Source organism: Streptomyces sp. NPDC046881 (assembly GCF_040645015.1).
In the GTDB taxonomy this organism is placed as follows: Bacteria; Actinomycetota; Actinomycetes; order Streptomycetales; family Streptomycetaceae; genus Streptomyces.
This window is the reverse complement of record NZ_JBEYXJ010000031.1, coordinates 1-14,485: the sequence shown is the minus strand read 5'-3', so window position 1 is coordinate 14,485 and position 14,485 is coordinate 1. Positions and strand designations below refer to the sequence as shown.

16 protein-coding genes and 2 tRNA genes are annotated in these 14,485 nt (G+C 71.9%); 15 read left to right on the top strand and 3 right to left on the bottom strand.

Features of this window, described 5'->3' with window-relative positions; all coding sequences use genetic code 11:
- The first annotated feature begins 161 nt into the window (after window positions 1-161).
- The 4 genes from ABZ923_RS17395 (at window position 162) to ABZ923_RS17380 (ending at window position 4,028) form a co-directional block, all read left to right on the top strand.
- Window positions 162-587 (top strand): hypothetical protein, encoded by a 426-nt coding sequence (locus ABZ923_RS17395; protein WP_361471925.1) that lies wholly within the window; start codon window positions 162-164, stop codon window positions 585-587.
- A gap of 304 nt (window positions 588-891) precedes the next feature.
- Window positions 892-2,178, top strand: coding sequence for a glutamate-5-semialdehyde dehydrogenase (locus ABZ923_RS17390; RefSeq protein ID WP_361471922.1), 1,287 nt, complete (start codon window positions 892-894; stop codon window positions 2,176-2,178).
- Window positions 2,179-2,271: 93 nt separating this feature from the next.
- Window positions 2,272-2,868, top strand: coding sequence for a hypothetical protein (locus ABZ923_RS17385; RefSeq protein ID WP_361471920.1), 597 nt, complete (start codon window positions 2,272-2,274; stop codon window positions 2,866-2,868).
- 89 nt (window positions 2,869-2,957) lie between these two features.
- Window positions 2,958-4,028 carry a hypothetical protein gene (locus ABZ923_RS17380; protein WP_361471917.1) on the top strand — a complete coding sequence of 357 codons (1,071 nt, stop codon included), beginning with the start codon at window positions 2,958-2,960 and terminating at the stop codon, window positions 4,026-4,028.
- A gap of 352 nt (window positions 4,029-4,380) precedes the next feature.
- Here ABZ923_RS17380 and ABZ923_RS17375 read toward each other — a convergent pair whose 3' ends face one another.
- Entirely contained in the window at window positions 4,381-5,466 is a 1,086-nt protein-coding gene (locus ABZ923_RS17375; protein ID WP_361471914.1) for a M48 family metallopeptidase, read from the bottom strand.
- Between the two features lie 103 nt (window positions 5,467-5,569).
- On the opposite strand from ABZ923_RS17375, the gene ABZ923_RS17370 reads away from it, so the two are divergent.
- The 7 genes from ABZ923_RS17370 (at window position 5,570) to ABZ923_RS17340 (ending at window position 9,947) form a co-directional block, all read left to right on the top strand.
- Complete coding sequence (locus tag ABZ923_RS17370; protein WP_358646865.1) at window positions 5,570-5,734, top strand: hypothetical protein; 165 nt, start codon at window positions 5,570-5,572, stop codon at window positions 5,732-5,734.
- Between the two features lie 167 nt (window positions 5,735-5,901).
- A complete protein-coding gene (locus tag ABZ923_RS17365) occupies window positions 5,902-6,066 on the top strand; it encodes a hypothetical protein (RefSeq protein WP_030345028.1) in 165 nt (54 codons plus the stop codon).
- A gap of 56 nt (window positions 6,067-6,122) precedes the next feature.
- A complete protein-coding gene (nadD, locus tag ABZ923_RS17360) occupies window positions 6,123-6,809 on the top strand; it encodes a nicotinate-nucleotide adenylyltransferase (RefSeq protein ID WP_361471906.1) in 687 nt (228 codons plus the stop codon).
- A gap of 16 nt (window positions 6,810-6,825) precedes the next feature.
- The gene (locus ABZ923_RS17355) at window positions 6,826-8,544 is read left to right on the top strand and encodes an LCP family protein (protein ID WP_361471903.1); all 1,719 of its coding nucleotides are present in this window, start codon (window positions 6,826-6,828) and stop codon (window positions 8,542-8,544) included.
- 125 nt (window positions 8,545-8,669) lie between these two features.
- Window positions 8,670-9,113, top strand: coding sequence for a ribosome silencing factor (gene rsfS / locus ABZ923_RS17350; RefSeq protein WP_361471900.1), 444 nt, complete (start codon window positions 8,670-8,672; stop codon window positions 9,111-9,113).
- Window positions 9,113-9,781 (top strand): histidine phosphatase family protein, encoded by a 669-nt coding sequence (locus ABZ923_RS17345; RefSeq protein WP_361471897.1) that lies wholly within the window; start codon window positions 9,113-9,115, stop codon window positions 9,779-9,781. Before rsfS ends, ABZ923_RS17345 begins: the two co-directional genes overlap by 1 nt.
- A 93-nt stretch (window positions 9,782-9,874) precedes the next feature.
- Window positions 9,875-9,947: transfer RNA gene (locus ABZ923_RS17340), tRNA-Ala, on the top strand.
- Between the two features lie 77 nt (window positions 9,948-10,024).
- Here ABZ923_RS17340 and ABZ923_RS17335 read toward each other — a convergent pair.
- A complete protein-coding gene (locus ABZ923_RS17335; RefSeq protein ID WP_361471894.1) occupies window positions 10,025-10,870 on the bottom strand; it encodes a helix-turn-helix transcriptional regulator in 846 nt (281 codons plus the stop codon).
- Window positions 10,871-11,171: 301 nt separating this feature from the next.
- On the opposite strand from ABZ923_RS17335, the gene ABZ923_RS17330 reads away from it, so the two are divergent.
- From ABZ923_RS17330 to ABZ923_RS17320, 3 genes are all read left to right on the top strand, one after another.
- Window positions 11,172-12,536, top strand: coding sequence for an MFS transporter (locus ABZ923_RS17330; RefSeq protein ID WP_361472023.1), 1,365 nt, complete (start codon window positions 11,172-11,174; stop codon window positions 12,534-12,536).
- A gap of 70 nt (window positions 12,537-12,606) precedes the next feature.
- On the top strand, window positions 12,607-12,780 hold the full coding sequence (locus ABZ923_RS17325; RefSeq protein ID WP_014672673.1) for a hypothetical protein: 174 nt from the start codon (window positions 12,607-12,609) through the stop codon (window positions 12,778-12,780).
- Between the two features lie 3 nt (window positions 12,781-12,783).
- The gene (locus ABZ923_RS17320) at window positions 12,784-13,017 is read left to right on the top strand and encodes a hypothetical protein (protein ID WP_030653820.1); all 234 of its coding nucleotides are present in this window, start codon (window positions 12,784-12,786) and stop codon (window positions 13,015-13,017) included.
- Here the strand turns inward: ABZ923_RS17320 and ABZ923_RS17315 are convergent.
- On the bottom strand, window positions 13,007-14,227 hold the full coding sequence (locus ABZ923_RS17315) for a glycosyltransferase 87 family protein (protein WP_361471890.1): 1,221 nt from the start codon (window positions 14,225-14,227) through the stop codon (window positions 13,007-13,009). The genes ABZ923_RS17320 and ABZ923_RS17315 overlap by 11 nt on opposite strands.
- Before the next feature lie 99 nt (window positions 14,228-14,326).
- Between ABZ923_RS17315 and ABZ923_RS17310 the strand changes: the two genes are divergently transcribed.
- Window positions 14,327-14,399, top strand: a tRNA-Ala gene (locus ABZ923_RS17310).
- Window positions 14,400-14,485 lie beyond the last annotated feature (86 nt).

Here is a 14,485-nt window from a genome sequence, read left to right as displayed (position 1 = left end):
AAACCACCACGCGGAGCCCTGCGGCCTGCTCAACTTTCCTTCGGGGACATGTTGAAAGGACACGTTCCGTCAAGGGGTCGAGCGAGCCATACGAGCCGTACGAGGCATGCACGTCATGCGTGCCAGGCGAGGCATGCGAGCCATGCGTGAAGGAGGCCGTCGTGAGACGAGTGCGCCCTGGGGCGACGTCCCGCGGGGCTCTGACGAGCGTCGCGGCCGGGGACACCTACGAGGAGCCCAAGGACCTGCCCAGGCTGTGGCACGTCACCCTCAGCGTCTCCGGGGAAGAGGTGCCCCTGCCCGAACTGCGGCGGGCCCTGGAACAGCTCGCCCACGACCACCCCTTCCTGCTGACCAGCAGATACGCGACCGACCACGCCGAGATCCGGTACTGGGAAGAGGCCCGCGACCTGCACGACGCCGCCGCCGTGGCGCTGCGCCTGTGGGGCGAGCACCGGCAGAGCGCCGGCCTTCCGGCCTGGGAGATCGTCGGCCTGGAGGTCATCGACCGCGAGACCTACCACCACCGCATCGCCGAGGGCTACGGCCCCGCACCGGCGACACCGGTGGGAGTACATCCATTCTGAGGCGGGGGAGGGGCCGGGGCGACGCCGGGGACGGGGGCGCTGTCCGGGGGCCGAGCTCGGGGGCGGTGTCGGGGTCGGGGTCGTTGTCCGGGGGGCGAGCCCGGGGTGGTGCCGGGGTCGGGGTCGTTGCCGGTGGTGGAGCTCGGCGTGGTGCCCTGGGGCGGTGCCGGGTGCGTGGCCGGGCCGGGCGCGAGAGGTGCCTGGCAGGGAGCGGGACGCGAGGGGCGGGGTTCGCCCGTTTTGGGGTGTCTCGGGGTGTGGGACGACCGCTGAACCGCCGCGCCCCGCGCACTACCCTTCCCTCATGACCACGCTCTCGCCTTACGACTCGATGTCCCCGGTCACCCAGGCCGCCTACCGGGCCAAGGCCGCCGCCGCCGACCTCGCGCCGCTCCCGCGCGCCGTGAAGGACGACGCGCTGCTCGCCATCGCCGACGCCCTGGAGGTCCGGACCGCCGAGATCGTCGAGGCCAACGCCAAGGACGTGGCCAAGGCCCGGGAGAACGGCACCAGCGAGGCCATCGTCGACCGGCTCACCCTCACCCCCGAGCGGGTCCGCGCCATCGCCGCCGACGTCCGCGACGTCGCGAAGCTGCCCGACCCGGTCGGCGAGGTCGTCCGCGGCTCCACCCTCCCCAACGGCATCGACCTGCGCCAGGTCCGCGTCCCGCTCGGCGTCGTCGGCATCATCTACGAGGCCCGGCCGAACGTCACCGTCGACGCCGCCGCCCTCTGCCTGAAGTCCGGCAACGCGGTCCTGCTGCGCGGCTCCGGCTCCGCCTACGAGTCCAACACCGCCCTCGTCCGGGTGATCCGCGACGCCGTCGGCGGCGCCGGCCTGCCCGCCGACGCCGTCCAGCTGGTGCCGGGCGAGAGCCGCGACTCCGTCCGCGAGCTGATGCGCGCCCGCGGCCTGGTCGACGTCCTCATCCCGCGCGGCGGCGCCTCCCTGATCCAGACCGTGGTCAACGAGTCCACGGTCCCCGTGATCGAGACCGGCACCGGCAACTGCCACGTCTACGTCGACGCCCAGGCCGACATCGACACGGCCGTCGAGATCCTGATCAACTCCAAGGCCCAGCGGGTCAGCGTCTGCAACGCCGCCGAGACCCTCCTCGTCCACCAGGACATCGCCCCCGAGTTCCTGCCGCGCGCCCTGGACGCCCTCGCCGAGGCCGGCGTCACCGTCCACGCCGACGAGCGGGTCATGGCCTACGCCAAGGACTCCAAGGCCACCGTGGTCGAGGCGACCGCCGAGGACTGGGAGACCGAGTACCTGTCCTACGACATCGCCGCCGCGGTGGTGGACTCGCTGGACAAGGCCGTCGAGCACATCCGGCTGTGGACCTCCGGCCACACCGAGGCCATCGTCACCACCTCCCAGCAGGCCGCCCGCCGCTTCACCCAGCTGGTCGACTCCACCACCGTCGCCGTGAACGCCTCCACCCGCTTCACCGACGGCGGACAGTTCGGCTTCGGCGCCGAGATCGGCATCTCCACCCAGAAGCTGCACGCCCGCGGCCCGATGGGTCTGCCGGAGCTGACCAGCACGAAGTACATCGTCACCGGCGACGGGCACGTACGCCGCTGAAGTTCACCCGTCCGGCCGTGAGCCCCGCTGTCCGCGGGCCGCGGCCGGAAGGCGTCTCACCAGGCAGACGAATTTCCATACCGTCTGCCCAAATTGACCCCCCAGGTCTACTCTGGATCCGTGCCGGAGGACGTGGGGGGCACGCCGTTCTCTGACGGCTGGGAGCCCGACGACGACCACGACCGCGGGGTGTCGGACGAAGAGTTCGCCTCCGTGGTCTTCGACGAGGCCTTCGTACGGGCCGCCACGGTCCACGAGCCGACCGCCGTGGAACGCCTCCTGGCCGCCGCCCAGGCCAGAGCCGAGGCCTCCGAGGCGGAGGCCCGCCGCGCCCACGCCCGAGGCGAGCGCTACGACGACTACGGCCCCGACGGCGCCGGATTCGGCCAAGATCACGACGATGACGAGCTGGACGACGCCTACGTCCTCGGTGACCGCCACGGCGCCTTCGGCCCCTACGGCAAGCAGGTCCGCTGGCACCGGCCCGTGGCCTGGGTCCTCGCCGTGGTGATGGGCGTCGGCATGGTCGCCCTGGCCTTCGCCGCCGTCTACCGGGGAGGCTCCTCGGGCACCCGGGACCGGGTCCCCGCCCCCGCCTCGACCGGCCTCGAACAGGGCGGCGCCTCCGTTCCCCAGGACCCCGCCGACCCCTCCCGGCCGGCCGTCTCGGCCATCCCGCCCACCCCCTGAAAAGCCCCGCCCCAACTTGGTGAGAACCTGTCAGAAGTTGTCGTGCGGCGGGGCGTTTACCCGAGCCTCACGAGACCTACCCTGAAAGTATGGGCGGGCCTGGAGACCCACCGGAGGGGACACCCGAGGGCGGCCCCGGCGGTGCGGAGGACGAATACCGATCCGTCGTCTTCGACGAGTCGTTCGTCCGTGCTGCCCGCCTCCAGGAGTTCTCCGCCAAGGAGCGGATGACCGATCACGCGCCCGCCGTCCGCCGCCGCCCGCCCCTGCACCGCGGACTCACCCGGCAGGCCCTGATCCTCGTCGTCCTGATCGCCGTCGCCTTCGGCACCGCGATCTACATGGGCATTCGCCACCCCTACAGCTCCCCGCCGACCCGGCGGCCCGCGGAGTTGCTGCGGATGACGGTCATCCCGCTCGCCCCGCAGGGCAAGGTGCCCGGCGCCGCCGACGCCGAGAGCCTGTACGCGCGCAGCCCCGCCGCCCCGTTCGAGGCCGGTGCCGAAGGGATCCCCCTGCCGCCCTCACGCAGCACCGCCCACTTCTCCGACAGCCAGGTGGTGACCGCCCTCACCACCGTCAAGGACTACATCGTCCGCTCCTCGCTCTACCCCGAGGTGCTCACCGGCCGCGAGGTGCGTCCCGCCCGGGCCCTGGTCGACTCCGAGCAGCTCGACCAGTTCGACCAGAGCTTCGACCACCCGGCGGCGGACGGCCGGCACGCGCCCACGGGCTGGGTGGTCCGCATCGACCCCGCCCGGGCCCGGCTGGCCGACGACCAGATCCGTGTCTCCGGCAGCCTGCAGGCCACCGAGGCCGACTCGGCGACGCTGGAGGTCACCGCCGACCACACCTTCGTCTACGCCCTGCGCCCCACCGGCGCCGCCTCCGGCGGCCCCGCCTCGCTCTTCACGGTCCGCCGCGCGGTCACCTTCCACCTCGACCGTGACGACCTGCGCACCCACCAGGTCCAGCTGATCGCCTCCTACGTCCAGGCAGGCCCCCTCGCCTGCGCCGAGGACTCCTCCGCCTACCTCCGCCCCCTCCTGGCCGGCCAGACGGCCAGAGCAGGCGGCCCCGCGGGCAGCAACCCCTACGAGACGGACAGCGCCCCGGCCCTGTGCGGAACGCTCGCCACCGGGGCCCAGCCGAAGGTCTGAGGCACCGGGGGGCTTCTCCGGCGCCGGGTGTTGGTGCGGGGGCCCCTGTACCGGCGGGGTTCCGGTACCTGCGAAGTTCCGGTACTGCGGAGCTCCGGTACCTGCCAGGGTCCGGTACCTGCGGGGGTCCGGTACCTGCGAGGGGCCGGTACCTGCGGGGCCCCGGTACAAGTGGCAGCGCGTGGCGGCAGCGCCGGGCGGTGCGGGACGGCGAGCCGCGGGCCGGGCGGGACCCCGCGGTGCTCGCCCGAGCCCGTTGTCCCGGCCTGTTGTCCCGGCCCACTGCCCCGACCCGCTGCAGCGGCCTCGACGGGTCGGCCTCGACGGGTCCGGGCCGGGTGCTACTCCTCGCCTACTCCTCGTCCCCGCCCGGGGTGTCCCCCTTGGCCGGCGGCGGGTTGCGGAAGCCGTCGAAGCCCCGGCGGACCCGGCCGCCCAGGTCACCCGCGCCGCCCGCGAGGTCCGTGACCAGCTTCATCAGCGGGTCCTTGGAGCCCTTCACATCGCTCGCGTAGCTGGCCGCCGACTCACGGAAGGAGTCGCTGACGGAGGCGTCCTTGTCCTCGCTGCGCCGCGGGTAGTGACCGTCCATGAGCCGCTGGTAGTCCCGGGACTCGGCCCACTTCTTCAGCTCGGCGGCCCGCACGGTGGTGAACGGGTGCGAACGCGGCAGCACGTTGAGGATCTTCAGCACCGAGTCGCGCAGGTCGCCCCCGGATTCGTACTCCTCGGCCTGCTTCAGGAACGCGTCCACGTTCATCTCGTGCAGATGGTTGCCGCCCGCGATCTTCATCAGGCCCCGCATCGCGGCCCGGAGGTCCTGGCCGACCAGCAGGCCCGCCCGGTCGGCGGACAGCTCCGACTTGCGGAACCACTCCCGCAGCGCCGTGATGATCGCCATGACCGCGAGGTTGCCCAGCGGGATCCAGGCGACCTTCAGCGCGAGGTTCGTCAGGAACAGCAGGATGGTCCGGTAGACGGCGTGCCCGGACAGCGCGTGCCCCACCTCGTGCCCGACGACCGCCCGCATCTCCTCCTCGTCGAGCAGCTCCACGAGACCCGTGCTGACCACGATGATCGGCTCGTCCAGGCCGATGCACATCGCGTTCGGCTGCGGATCCTGCGTGACGTACATCGGCGGGACCTTCTCCAGGTCCAGGATGTAACAGGCGTCCAGCAGCATGTCGTGCAGGTGCGCGAACTGCCGCTCGGAGACCCGCACCGAGTCCGACAGGAACAGCAGTCGGAGACTCCGCTCCGGCAGGAGTCCGCTGAGCGCCTTGAAGACCGTGTCGAACCCGCTCAGCTTGCGCAGCGCGACCAGGGCCGAGCGGTCGGCCGGGTGCTCGTACGCGCGCGTGGAGATCCCGGGGAAGCGCCTGCGTTGCCTGCTCGGCACCCGCTCGTGCCCCGTGCCCTGCCGGCCGTCGTCGGACATGTCTTCCCCCATGTGCGTGTGAGTGCCCACTGTGCCCCCGAGGCGAGGGCCAGCCTAGGCGGAGATACCGTGGACGGGCAGTACACCCGAAGGAGTCCCCGCCATGGAGCACCACCCCGCAGCCGCATGGCTGACCGAGGCCGCCGCGAGCGCCGTCCAGCAGCACGGGGCGGGAAACCTGCTCCGCGTCGTACTGATCGTGATGTTCCTCGGCTGTGTACTGACCGCGTGGTTCCTGCTGCGCGGCTACAAGCGGAAGGACGACTGACGGGCAGGGAAAGTTCCCCGCCGCCGCGCGGCCGACGATCTCCGCAGCTGCCGGGCCGCCGGCGCCCTCCGTCCCCAACGGCGGAGTCGGCGTGATCGCCGCACGGCCGCCCGCTTACGATGAGCCGACATCTTTATTCCGCCCACACGCGATAGGTCCTGCCGAAGATGAGCTTCCACAGCGCCGCAGCCCAGTTGGTCACCCTTGCCGCCGAGGGCGGGGAGCACGGCGGAAACCACAACAGCCTGAACCCGGCCGTCACCGGCGGCGGCGCCCTGGTCATCCTGCTCCTGCTGCTGTGGATCACCACGCGCTTCAACCGCGACCGCTGAGCGGGGACCCCGTCCCCGGCCGGACGTCCGAGACCGGGCCGGTAGGGTCTGCACGCATGGGAGAGCAGGACATGCCTACCGGTCCGGCGCACGAGACGGCCGACGACACGGTGAAGCACCCGCAGTACGGACCGGGTGACGGCCCCGCCCACACGGGCAAGCGGCGCCTGGGCGTCATGGGCGGGACGTTCGACCCGATCCACCACGGGCACCTCGTGGCGGCCAGCGAGGTCGCCGCGCAGTTCGAGCTGGACGAGGTGGTGTTCGTACCCACCGGCCAGCCGTGGCAGAAGTCCCACCGCAAGGTCTCCCCGGCCGAGGACCGCTACCTGATGACGGTCATCGCGACCGCCGAGAACCCTCAGTTCTCCGTCAGCCGCATCGACATCGACCGCGGCGGGCCCACCTACACCGTCGACACCCTGCGGGACCTGCGGGCCCTCAACCCGGACACCGACCTGTTCTTCATCACCGGCGCCGACGCCCTCGCCCAGCTGCTGACCTGGCGCGACTCGGAGGAACTGTTCTCCCTCGCGCACTTCATCGGCGTCACCCGCCCCGGTCACCACCTGACCAACCCCGGCCTGCCGGAAGGCGGCGTCTCGCTCGTGGAGGTGCCGGCGCTCGCCATCTCCTCCACGGACTGCCGCGCGCGAGTCGCCAAGGGAGACCCCATCTGGTACATGGTGCCGGACGGAGTCGTGCGCTATATCGACAAGCGCGAGCTGTACCGCGGCGAGTGAGCCGAGAGGGGCACCGGTGAACGACCGATACGACGCGGGTGACGCAGGCTACGGCGCCGGCCCGTACGAAGTCGTCGGCTACGACGAGTACGGGCGGCCCGTGTACCGGCAGGTCCCGGCACAGCAGGCTCCCCAGGCCCAGCAGGCCACCTACGACCCGTACACCCAGCAACAGGGGTACGGCTACGACCCCTACACCACCGGCCAGCAGCAGGCGGCCCCCTCCTACGGCTCCGGCCAGCAGCAGCCCGCCTACGACCCCTACGGCTCGCAGGCCCCGTACCACCCGTACGCCACCGGCACCCAGGACGCCACGGCCTACGACCCGTACGGGCAGGCGGCCGGCAGCGGACAGCAGCCCCGGGTCGCCGAGCAGACCGCCTACATCCCGCAGCAGGCCGGCCCGCCCGAGGACACGCAGGCCTCGCGGGACACCGAGCCGGCAGCAGGCGAACCGGACTACCGCACCGAGCAGTTCGCTTTCGTCGAGGAGCCGGACGGCGACTCCGAGGACGTCATCGACTGGCTGAAGTTCACCGAGAACCGCACCGAGCGCCGCGAGGAGGCCCGCCGCCGCGCCCGCAGCCGGGTCATCGCCCTCGTCGTCGTCCTCGCCCTCGTCGCGGTCGGCGGTGTCGGCTACCTCTGGTTCGCCGGAAAACTGCCCGGCCTGTCCTCCTCCGACGGCGAGGCCGGCAGCGCCACACCGGTGGCCGCCCAGAAGCGCGACGTGCTCGTCGTCCACCTGCACAACACCGCCAAGGGTGGCACCTCCACGGCCCTGCTGGTGGACAACACCACCACCAAGCAGGGCACCACGGTCCTGCTGCCCAACTCCCTCGCGCTGACCGACGACGACGGCTCCACCACGACCCTCGCCAAGTCCGTGGACGACGACGGCACCTCCGGCACCCGCGACCAGCTCGACACGGTTCTCGGCACCAGCATCCAGGGCACCTGGCGCCTCGACACGCCCTATCTGCAGAACCTCGTCGAACTCGTCGGCAACATCGAGATCGACACCGACACGGACGTGCCCGACCCGGACGCCAAGAAGAAGGGCGCCGCGCCGCTCGTCCACAAGGGCCGGCAGCAGACCCTCAGCGGCAAGATGGCCGTCGCCTACGCCACCTACCGCGCCGCCGGCGAGTCCCAGAACGCCCAGCTGGAGCGGTTCGGCCAGGTCATGCAGGGCGTCCTGCGCAAGATGTCCTCCGACGCGTCGTCCGCCACCACCACGGTGCAGACCCTGGCGCAGATCCTCGACCCGCCGCTCACCGACAAGGACCTCGGCGCCTTCCTCGCCAAGCTCGCCGACCTCGCCAAGAGCGGCGACTACAAGACCGCCCTGCTGCCCGTGCAGACCGACGGCACGCTCAGTGCGCAGACCAGCGGCAGTGTGGTGAAGGACATCCTCGGCGGCACCGCCAAGAGCCCCGCGGCCGGCTCCGCGGTCCGGGTCTCCGTGCAGAACGCCACCGGCGTGAAGGACGACACCGAGAAGGCCCGCGTCGTGCTCCTCAACGGCGGCTTCACCTTCCTGGAGGGCGGCAGCGCCTCCGGCACCGAGGCCGCCTCGAAGGTGCTCTACGCGGACACCGCCCACAAGGCCGACGCCGCCGAGGTCGCCAAGACCCTGGGCCTGCCCGCCGGCTCCGTGACCAAGGGCAGCGTGTCCTCCGGAGCCGACGTCTCGGTGATCCTCGGCCGCGACTACGAGCCGTCCTCCTCCTGACCCCGGGCCGCCTCCTCCGGGAGCGCGGCCGGGGGCACCCCACGTGCCCGCTGTAATCACGTGGGGTGCGCCGGGCGGTCCGTGAGACCCTTGATGTCAAAAGACCGCCGACGGAAAGCCATGTAGTGACCGCCACCGACCGTTCCCTTGAGCTCATCACCACCGCTGCCCAGGCAGCGGCCGACAAGCTCGCCCACGACGTCATCGCCTACGACGTGAGCGACGTGCTGTCGATCACGGACGCCTTCCTGCTGGCCTCCGCGCCGAACGACCGCCAGGTCAAGGCCATCGTCGACGAGATCGAGGAGCGCCTGCAGAAGGAGCTCGGCGCCAAGCCGGTCCGCCGCGAGGGCGACCGCGACTCCCGCTGGATCCTGCTCGACTACGTCGACATCGTCGTGCACGTCCAGCACAGCGAGGAGCGGGTCTTCTACGCCCTGGAGCGGCTGTGGAAGGACTGCCCCGAGCTCGACCTGCCCGCCGACGCCAAGGCCACCCGCGGCAAGGCCGAGGAGCACGCCAGGGCGCAGGCCGCCGAGGCCGATCAGGAGCCGGGCGGGGAGTGGTGATGAGCGCCACCGGCGAGGTGACCGACCGCAAGGGCCGGGGCCGCCGCATCATCCTCTGGCGGCACGGCCAGACCTCGTGGAACGTGGAGCGCCGCTTCCAGGGCACCACGGACGTCGAGCTGACCGAGACGGGCCTGGGCCAGGCCCGTCGTGCCGCGCGGCTGCTCGCCTCCCTGCGGCCCGACGCGATCATCGCCTCGGACCTGCAGCGGGCCGCGCACACGGCCGCCGAGCTGGCCGCCCTCACCGGGCTCGACGTCACCACCGACGAAGGCCTGCGGGAGACCTACGCGGGCGTCTGGCAGGGGCTGACGCACGAGGAGATCATCGCCCGCTTCGGCGAGGAGTACGCCGCCTGGAAGCGCGGCGAGGCGGTCCGCCGCGGCGGCGGCGAACTGGAGACCGAGGTCGCCGACCGCGCCGCCCCCGTCGTGCTGCGGCACGTCGAGAAGCTGCCCGAGGACGGCACCCTCGTCGTCGTCAGCCACGGCGGCACCATCCGCACCACCATCGGCCGCCTCCTCGGCCTGGAGGCCCGGCACTGGGAGAGCCTCGGCGGCCTCTCCAACTGCTGCTGGTCCGTGCTCGGCGAGGGCGCCCGCGGCTGGCGCCTGCTGGAGCACAACGCGGGCACCCTCCCGGAGCCCGTCCTCGGCGACGACGACTGACCGTCCCGCCGCCCCCCGACCCCGGATTTCACTTTCTGGCAGGTCACAGGCTAAAGTTCTTCTTGTTCGCCCCGCCGAGCGGGAAGAACGCAAGGGGCTATAGCTCAGTTGGTAGAGCGCCTGCATGGCATGCAGGAGGTCAGGAGTTCAATTCTCCTTAGCTCCACTGATCGACACTCTGTTGAGTTGTCAAGGATCGGTGATGAGGATCCCGTCCCCACAGGGGGGCGGGATTTTCTGCGTTCACAGTCGCTCTCTGCGCTCCCTCAGCAGCGCGATCTTCGTCCGCGCGTCCTCGTCCGCCGGGCTGTAGACCACGATCCGGCACTCGGGCATCCCGTCGATGGACAGCGACTGCGAGGTCATCCGCATCTTGCCCACCGCCGCGTGCCGGAACGTCTTCACCCGCGGCCCCGGTGGCGTCACCTCACCGCTCGCCCACAGCTCGGCGAACCAGGGGCTCGCCGCGGACAGCCCGCGTATGTACTCCTCCCAGGCCGGCTCGCCCACGTGTCTGCCGTAGGACGACCGCAGGGTCGCCACCATCAGCGGCAGCTCGGTCTCCCGGTGCACCAGCGGGCAGGTCCCCTCCGGCAGCGTGAAGAGCGTCCACAGCACGTTCGGCAGGCCGATCCTGACGGTCTCGGGCACCAGGAACAGGTCGCGGTAGGCCGCGTTGGTGGCCAGGACGTCGTACCGCGAGTTGTAGACCACCGCCAGCATCGGGTCGAGGGCGTCGATGATGCCCTGCACCTCCGGGCTGATCTGCCGGATCAGGCCCTGGGGATCCGGCTGGAACGGCACCTCCGCCAGCCGGTACAGGTGCTCCCGCTCGGGCGGGTCCAGCCGCAGGGTGCGCGCGACCGCGTCCAGCACCTGCGGCGAGGCGTTGATCGGCCGGCCCTGCTCCAGCCACGTATACCAGGTCACGCCCACCCCCGAGAGCTGCGCCACCTCCTCCCGGCGCAGCCCGGGCGTGCGACGCCGAAAGCCCGGCGGCATCCCCACATCGGCCGGTGTGACCCGTGCCCGCCTCGTGCGCAGAAAGGCGGCCAGCTCCGGCCTGCGTCGCTGTGTCCTCGTCCCCATTCCTCATGCCCCCGTCGTCCCCGTACTCATCGTCGGCACCCGGAGCGGCCCCTGCCAGGTGCTGGCAGTACCAGCATCGGCGGGCACTCGGCACCCGTACCGGCCCGTCGTCACGCTCGACGCCATGACGACGACATCCCGGACCGGTCCGGGCACCGATCCCGTTCCGAACCCTGCCATCAGTGAACCATCCGACACTGACAGTGACGTCCCGATCTCCGGCCGGACCGAACCCGGACCACCCGTCACGGACAGTGAAGCACCCGCCACTGACAATCGGCCCCGGCTGCTGCTCGGTGTGCTGCTCGCCGCCCTGTTCATGGCGGCGCTCGACGTCTTCATCGTGAACGTCGCGGCACCCACGATCGGTTCCGACCTGCACGCCTCGGGCGCCGACCTGCAACTGGTGATCGCCGGCTACACCATCACCTACTCCGTGCTGCTGATCACCGGTGCCCGGCTCGGCGACCGGCTCGGCCACGGTCGGGTCCACCTGGCCGGACTGGCCCTGTTCACCGCGGCCTCACTCGCCTGCGGGCTGGCGCAGGGCTCGACCGAGCTGATCGTGTTCCGGCTGGTGCAGGGCGCGGGCTCGGCGCTGATGATCCCGCAGGTGCTCAGCCTCATCCAGCGCACCTTCACCGGAGAGGCCCGGGTGCGGGCGCTCGGCGCCTACTCGGCGGTCCTGGCCGTCGGCGCGGCGGCCGGACAGGTGGCCGGCGGGGTGCTGGTCAGCGCCGACCTGCTCGGCACCGGCTGGCGGCCGGTCTTCCTGGTCAACGTGCCGGTCGGCGCCCTGCTCCTCGTGCTGGGCCGGCGGGTCCTGCCGCTGGGCGGTGCGGGCGGCCGGGAGCGGGCCCGGGCACTGGACCTGCCCGGACTGGTGCTGCTCGGCGCCGCGGTGTCGCTGCTGACCGTGCCGCTGGTGCTCGGCCAGGAGGAGGACTGGCCGCTGTGGTCCTGGCTGTCGCTGGCCGCGGCCGCGGTGCTGTTCGCCCTGTTCTGCGGCTACGAGTCCCGGCTGGCCCGGCGCGGCGGCGCCCCGCTCATCACCCCCCGCGTGCTGCGGCAGCCCGGCATCGGCCGGGCCGTCTTCCGGATCCTCGCCGTGATGTCGGTCAACGCCGGCTTCCTCTTCGCGCTGACCCTGCACGTCCAGGGCGGCCTCGGCTACAGCGCCCTGCGGGCCGGTCTGAGCTTCGCGCCGACCGCGGCCGTCTTCGGCGCCGTCAGCCTCACCTGGCGCAGGTGGCCGGCCGCCTGGCAGCGGGCCCTCGCACCGGCCGGGTTCGTGCTCACCGCGGTGTCCGTCGCCGTCGTCGGGCTGGCCTTCCACGGCGGCGGCGACGGGGGAGCGGGGCTGTACGCGGGGTACGCGGGCACGGGCGCCGGGCTGGCGCTGGCCTTCAGCCCGACGCTCACCGGCGCGCTGGCGACCGTACGGCCCGAGGACGCGGCGGACGCCAGCGGCCTGCTGGCGACGGTCGCGCAACTCGGTCAGCTGATCGGCGTGGCGGCATTCGGCACACTGTTCCTGAACCGGCTTGAGTCGTTCGGCGTCCCGCACGCGTATACGTCCGCGGAGGCGTTCTGGGTAAGCGCCTGGGCGCTGGCCGGAACCGCTGCGACGGGAGCTGTGTCCGGACTGGTACTGAGGCGTCGCTGACCGTATTGGTCCGGCCGTGGCAGAATCAAACGGCCGGAAGGGGGCGCGGCCCGACGGGAGGGAGTAAGCGATGCCTGCGAGCATCCTCGAGGAGGTCGGCCACCTCCTCGGTGCGGCGTTGATACGGGACACGACCACCCGGCTCAGCTGCCCTTCCTGCGGTTCCGCGCACGTGGCGCAAGTCCTGGGCGACAACGGCGGAATCTCCTACGTGTGCACGGCCTGCGGCCACAGCTGGAGCTGATCGATGGGTGCACACAGGCGAAAGTGCGACTGGTGCGGGAGCGGTACACCGATCGTCCGTGACATGGAACCGATCAATCCCGACTACCAGTACTGGTGCGAGGAGTGCGCGCGGGCGCTGATCATAAAAGGCGACCCGATCGAGACGTACCGGGAGCTGGAGGGCGAGCCGATCTACGGCCGCCTCCTGGAGGAGCACTGCACGCTCAAGAGGTTCTACCAGTTCGTCACGGCCTGACGCGGACCTCGCCGTCGGTCCTCGGCAACGATGTCCGGGCCAGCGCGAGGAAGAGCGCACCGGCTCCCCCGTAGACGGCCGCGAGCACCAACGCCGCTCCGGTCAGGTGCAGTTCGGGGCGGTCGGGGCCGTGCGGCACCCACCACGGGGCGTACGAGCAGAAGACCAGCGAAGTGCCCATGGCCGCCGCCCGGTGCCCGCGTGTCCACAGCAGCAGTACCAGCGGCACGCACCACACCCAGTGGTGGGTCCACGACACCGGGCTGATCAGCAGGGCGGTGACCGCGCACGCGCACACCGCCCAGGCCCGCCGCCCCTGCAACTCCGCCCGCACGGCCACGGAGAGCCCCAGGACGGCCGCCAGGGCCGCGGAGGCCGCCCAGAGGGCTCCCGGGTCGGGCGTGTGCAGAAAGCGGGCCAGGACGCCGCGCAGGGCCTGGTTGGCGGTCTCCTCGGCATATCCGGCCCGGTCCGCGCGGAACACCATGTCCGTCCAGAACCGCCACGAGTCGTACGGCAGCACGGCCGCCGCCAGCAGCGTCGCCCCGGCGAACGCGACGGCCGCCCCGCGCGCGTGGCGCAGCCACGGCTCTCCGTGCCCACCTTTCAGGCGGGCCGCGAGGCCCGTGGCGAGCAGGAACACCGGGAACAGCGCGGGCGTCAGCTTGACCGCCGCGGCCAGCCCGAGGCCGGCCCCCGTCCAGCGGTCGTACCCGCCGGTGGGGCGGCGGGTCAGGTCCCACAGCACCAGAACGGCCAGCAGCAGGTTGATCTGGCCGTAGCGCAGGGTCGTCCACACCGGCTCGCACCACACGGCCGACGCCGCGACCCACCAGGCGGTCTCCCCGCGCGCGTGGCCGACGAGTTTCAGCGACAGGCGTACGAACACCACCAGCAGCGCCAGGTTCCCGGCCGTCGCCAGCGCGCGCAGCAGCGCGGTGTCCAGCAGGGGCAGCGGGGTGAACAGCAGGGCGGCGAACGGCGGGTAGGTGGGGGGCAGGTGCGCGGCCGTCGCGCGCAGCGCGTACAGGTCGCCGCCGGCGCGCACGGCGGCTCCCTCGGCCCGGTAGACCAGCAGGTCGACCATCGACACGTGCGCGGCCCGCTGAGCGGCCCAGAACGCCGTGAACGACAGCAGGCACACCACCGGGGCGACCGGCATCCGGCGACGGGCGGCAGGGGGCGCGATCACGGGCACGGAAGCCGACATTAGCGCCCTAATCGGGACAGGGGGGAAACCGATTTGGTGCTGCACCAGAGGCCCTGTAATGTTTACGTCGTCGCCGGGGGAACCCGGGGGAGACAACAAGGGGCTATAGCTCAGTTGGTAGAGCGCCTGCATGGCATGCAGGAGGTCAGGAGTTCAATTCTCCTTAGCTCCACAGAAATCGAAGGCGGACCATCCCACGGATGGTCCGCCTTCGGCGTGTTGCGGAACAGGGGACACCTCGGAAACGCATGACACGCG

Coding starts and splice junctions, on each gene's coding strand:
- ABZ923_RS17320 (WP_030653820.1), top strand. CDS start 12,784: ATGGGTGCACACAGGCGAAAGTGCGACTGGTGCGGGAGCGGTACACCG.
- ABZ923_RS17375 (WP_361471914.1), bottom strand. CDS start 5,466: ATGTCCGACGACGGCCGGCAGGGCACGGGGCACGAGCGGGTGCCGAGC.
- ABZ923_RS17315 (WP_361471890.1), bottom strand. CDS start 14,227: ATGTCGGCTTCCGTGCCCGTGATCGCGCCCCCTGCCGCCCGTCGCCGG.
- ABZ923_RS17365 (WP_030345028.1), top strand. CDS start 5,902: ATGAGCTTCCACAGCGCCGCAGCCCAGTTGGTCACCCTTGCCGCCGAG.
- ABZ923_RS17380 (WP_361471917.1), top strand. CDS start 2,958: ATGGGCGGGCCTGGAGACCCACCGGAGGGGACACCCGAGGGCGGCCCC.
- ABZ923_RS17370 (WP_358646865.1), top strand. CDS start 5,570: ATGGAGCACCACCCCGCAGCCGCATGGCTGACCGAGGCCGCCGCGAGC.
- ABZ923_RS17345 (WP_361471897.1), top strand. CDS start 9,113: ATGAGCGCCACCGGCGAGGTGACCGACCGCAAGGGCCGGGGCCGCCGC.
- nadD (WP_361471906.1), top strand. CDS start 6,123: ATGGGAGAGCAGGACATGCCTACCGGTCCGGCGCACGAGACGGCCGAC.
- ABZ923_RS17390 (WP_361471922.1), top strand. CDS start 892: ATGACCACGCTCTCGCCTTACGACTCGATGTCCCCGGTCACCCAGGCC.
- ABZ923_RS17325 (WP_014672673.1), top strand. CDS start 12,607: ATGCCTGCGAGCATCCTCGAGGAGGTCGGCCACCTCCTCGGTGCGGCG.
- ABZ923_RS17335 (WP_361471894.1), bottom strand. CDS start 10,870: ATGGGGACGAGGACACAGCGACGCAGGCCGGAGCTGGCCGCCTTTCTG.